Annotated in this window: 3 protein-coding genes; all 3 read left to right on the forward strand. The window is 65.5% G+C overall.

Features of this window, described 5'->3' with window-relative positions; translation table 11 throughout:
• The first annotated feature begins 246 nt into the window (after positions 1-246).
• A complete protein-coding gene (locus ITP53_RS54300) occupies positions 247-747 on the forward strand; it encodes a hypothetical protein (protein ID WP_195903299.1) in 501 nt (166 codons plus the stop codon).
• The gene (locus ITP53_RS54305) at positions 744-1241 is read left to right on the forward strand and encodes a hypothetical protein (protein WP_328818852.1); all 498 of its coding nucleotides are present in this window, start codon (positions 744-746) and stop codon (positions 1239-1241) included. The genes ITP53_RS54300 and ITP53_RS54305 overlap by 4 nt, the downstream gene beginning before the upstream one ends.
• Positions 1242-1677: 436 nt before the next feature.
• Positions 1678-3982 (forward strand): DNA-directed RNA polymerase subunit beta (gene rpoB / locus ITP53_RS54310; protein ID WP_195903300.1); only part of this gene is annotated, 2305 nt, incomplete at its 3' end.

Genomic DNA, 3982 nt, shown 5'->3' on the forward strand with positions numbered 1-3982 from the left:
CGCCCCCCGCGACCCCCCCATCAAAGGCGTGGAAGAGGCTCTAGTCTGTGCGGCGAGCAAGCTCGCCGCCCTGTAGTGCGATGAGCAAGCTCATAGCACTACAGGGGGCCTGAAGGCATTTCGCGGAAGATGCGATGCCTTGACCCATTCGTTCTGATCCCAACCGCCTCTGTCGATTCGAGGGCTCCAGGAGCAGGTGTCGCGTTATGATCCGGCGACCGGCAGCCGGGGAAGGAGTGAGCAGACGTGGCAGGAATTGCCGTACATGTCGCTCGCATCCTGATCGCCGCGCTCAGTGGCGTACTCGCGGTACTGGTGGGCACGGGCGTGTGGATCGCCGCGCAGGCGCGCGACGAGCAGGGCAGGGCAGGCGACAGGCGGGCCGTGCTCCTGGCGGCGGGCACCCACGCGAAGAACCTGATCTCACTGGACTACAAGACCGCCGACACGGACGTGCGGCGGATACTCGACACCTCCACCGGCTCGGCCAGGGCCGAGTACGCGGCCAACGCGGAGAAGCTCAAGTCCACCACGGTCGCGAACAAGGTCGTCCAGCACGGCGTGCTGCGCGCGACGGGACTGGTCTCCATGACGGACGGCAAGGCCAAGGTGCTCGTCGTGGCCGACGTGGAGATCCGCTGGGACGGCTCCAAGAGCGCGCCCCAGGAGCGCTACTACCGGTGGTCCATGAACCTGGCCAAGGTCGGCGGCCAGTGGCTGGTGTCGAAGGCGGTGCAGGTGACGTGAGAACGTTCATGATCGTGCTGCTGGGCGTCCTCGTGGCCGTGGCGGGGGTGCTGGTGCCGACGATGTGGTTCGACCTGCGCAACCTGCGGGACGCCACCGCGGCGGGGGCCGAGGCCATGACCGTGGCCAAGGCGGTCGCGCCGGATCTGCTGTCCTACGACTACAGGACGGTGGAGGAGGACCTGGCGCGGGCCGGCCGGCACACCACGGGCGAGCTGACCAAGCACTACAAGGAGCTGACCACCACCCTGGTCTCCCGGGCCAGGACACAGAAGATCGTCCAGACGGTGACGGTGGCGGGGGCGGGGGTCGAGCGGGCGGAGGCTGACCGGGTAGAGATTCTGCTCTTCGTGAACACTGGTACGGTCAAGGAGATCCCTGGTAAAGAGGGTCTCCAGCAACAGTTCACCCAAAATCGCGCCAGGTTCGTCATGGTCCGGCGGGGCTCACGCTGGCTGGTGGCCGACCTGTCGACCCTGTTGGGTACCGCCTGATCGGGCGGGCGCGCCGCTTCTTTCAATTGTTACCAAAAATCAGGTTTAGCGCAGCATTTGACGTGGGTAAACCAGTCACAGCAACACCGGTTGCCGGCATGGGTTCGGCCCTCGGTGTGACGGAGCGTTAACCGCCCCCGTTCGCGGGTATCGTCTTGGGCCTGGCGGTAGGCGACCAGTCACGCAGGGGAGAAAACCCAGCGTCCGGGCCCTGAGTCGGCTAAAAGTCGGGCTTGTGGGCTTGACGTTTCCGCCTGAACGGGCGATGCTGCGACCAACGTGGAGCATGCAGCGAGGGTGAAGTGGACAGGCGTGTGCCGTTCGGCTACACTGCCCCTTTGCGCTGCCCTTTGACGACCCGTGATGCTTGCTCACGTTGCGAGGTTGTCTGGCGTGCGTGTAGTCAGTCCGCCGCGAGCCCTCGGAAGGACATCTGTTGGCAGCCTCGCGCAACGCCTCCGCCGTACCCGCTGGTCCCCGTCGCGTCTCATTTTCGCGTATCCAGGAGCCTCTCGAAGTTCCTGACCTTCTCGCCCTGCAGACCGAGTCGTTCGACTGGCTGCTCGGCAACGAGAAGTGGAAGGCCCGGGTAGAGGCGGCTCGTCAGGCCGGGCGCAAGGACGTCCCGACCCAGTCGGGCCTCGAAGAGATCTTCGAAGAGATCAGTCCCATCGAGGACTTCTCGGGGACCATGTCCTTGTCGTTCCGCGACCACCGCTTCGAGCCGCCGAAGTACTCCGTCGATGAGTGCAAAGACAAGGACATGACCTTCTCCGCCCCGATGTTCGTGACGGCGGAGTTCATCAATAACACCACCGGTGAGATCAAGAGCCAGACGGTGTTCATGGGGGACTTCCCGCTCATGACGCCGAAGGGCACCTTCATCATCAACGGCACCGAGCGTGTCGTGGTCTCCCAGCTCGTCCGGTCTCCGGGCGTGTACTTCGAACGCAATGTCGACAAGACGTCGGACAAGGACCTGTACGGGTGCAAGGTCATCCCGTCCAGGGGTGCCTGGCTGGAGTTCGAGATCGACAAGCGCGACAGCGTCGGTGTCCGCATCGACCGCAAGCGCAAGCAGGCCGTCACCGTGCTTCTCAAGGCGTTGGGGTGGACCAACGACCAGATCCTCGAGCGCTTCGGCCAGTACGAGTCGATGCGCGCCACCCTGGAGAAGGACCACACGGCCGGCCAGGACGACGCGCTGCTCGACATCTACCGCAAGCTGCGGCCGGGTGAGCCGCCGACCAAGGAGTCGGCGCAGACCCTGCTGGAGAACCTCTACTTCAACCCCAAGCGCTACGACCTCGCCAAGGTGGGTCGCTACAAGATCAACAAGAAGCTCGGGGTCGACTCGGAGATCACCCAGGGCACCCTGACCGAAGACGACATCGTCGCCACGATCGAGTACATCGTCCGCCTGCACGCGGGTGAGGAGTCGATGCCGGGCGCCAACGGCGAGACCATCGTCGAGGTCGACGACATCGACCACTTCGGCAACCGCCGTCTGCGCAGCGTCGGCGAGCTCATCCAGAACCAGGTCCGCCTGGGCCTGGCCCGCATGGAGCGGGTCGTGCGGGAGCGGATGACCACCCAGGACGTCGAGGCGATCACGCCGCAGACCCTGATCAACATCCGCCCGGTCGTGGCGTCGATCAAGGAGTTCTTCGGCACCTCGCAGCTGTCGCAGTTCATGGACCAGACCAACCCGCTGGCCGGGCTGACGCACAAGCGGCGTCTTTCCGCGCTGGGCCCCGGTGGTCTGTCCCGTGAGCGGGCGGGTTTCGAGGTCCGTGACGTGCACCCGTCCCACTACGGCCGGATGTGCCCGATCGAGACCCCCGAAGGCCCCAACATCGGCCTGATCGGCTCGCTGGCCTCCTACGGCCGGATCAACGCCTTCGGCTTCGTCGAGACGCCTTACCGCAAGGTGGTCGACGGCCGGGTCACCGAGCAGATCGACTATCTCACCGCCGACGAGGAAGACCGCTACGTGAAGGCGCAGGCCAACACGGCGATCAACGCCGACGGCACGTTCGCCGACGCCCGCGTCCTGGTCCGCACCAAGGGCGGTGAGACCGAGCTCATGCGGGCGGAGGAGGTCGACTACATCGACGTGTCGCCGCGCCAGATGGTGTCGGTGGCCACGGCGATGATCCCGTTCCTGGAGCACGACGACGCCAACCGCGCGCTCATGGGCTCCAACATGCAGCGCCAGTCGGTGCCGCTGCTCAAGAGTGAGGCGCCGCTGGTCGGCACGGGCATGGAATACCGTGCCGCGACCGACGCGGGTGATGTCATCAGCGCCGAGAAGGCGGGTGTGGTGGAGGAGGTCTCCGCCGACTACGTCACGGTGATGAACGATGACGGCACGCGGACGACGTACCGCGTGGCGAAGTTCAAGCGTTCCAACCAGGGCACGAGCTTCAACCAGAAGCCCATCGTCGCCGAGGGCGACCGGGTGGAGGTCAACCAGGTCATCGCCGACGGTCCGTGCACCGACAACGGTGAGATGGCGCTGGGCAAGAACCTGCTGGTGGCGTTCATGCCGTGGGAGGGTCACAACTACGAAGACGCCATCATCCTGTCCCAGCGTCTGGTGCAGGACGACGTGCTGTCCTCGATCCACATCGAGGAGCACGAGGTCGACGCCCGTGACACGAAGCTGGGTCCGGAGGAGATCACCCGGGACATCCCGAACGTCTCCGAGGAGGTCCTGGCGGACCTGGACGAGCGCGGGA

This window comes from Nonomuraea cypriaca, from assembly GCF_015645445.1.
Classification (GTDB): Bacteria; Actinomycetota; Actinomycetes; order Streptosporangiales; family Streptosporangiaceae; genus Nonomuraea; species Nonomuraea cypriaca.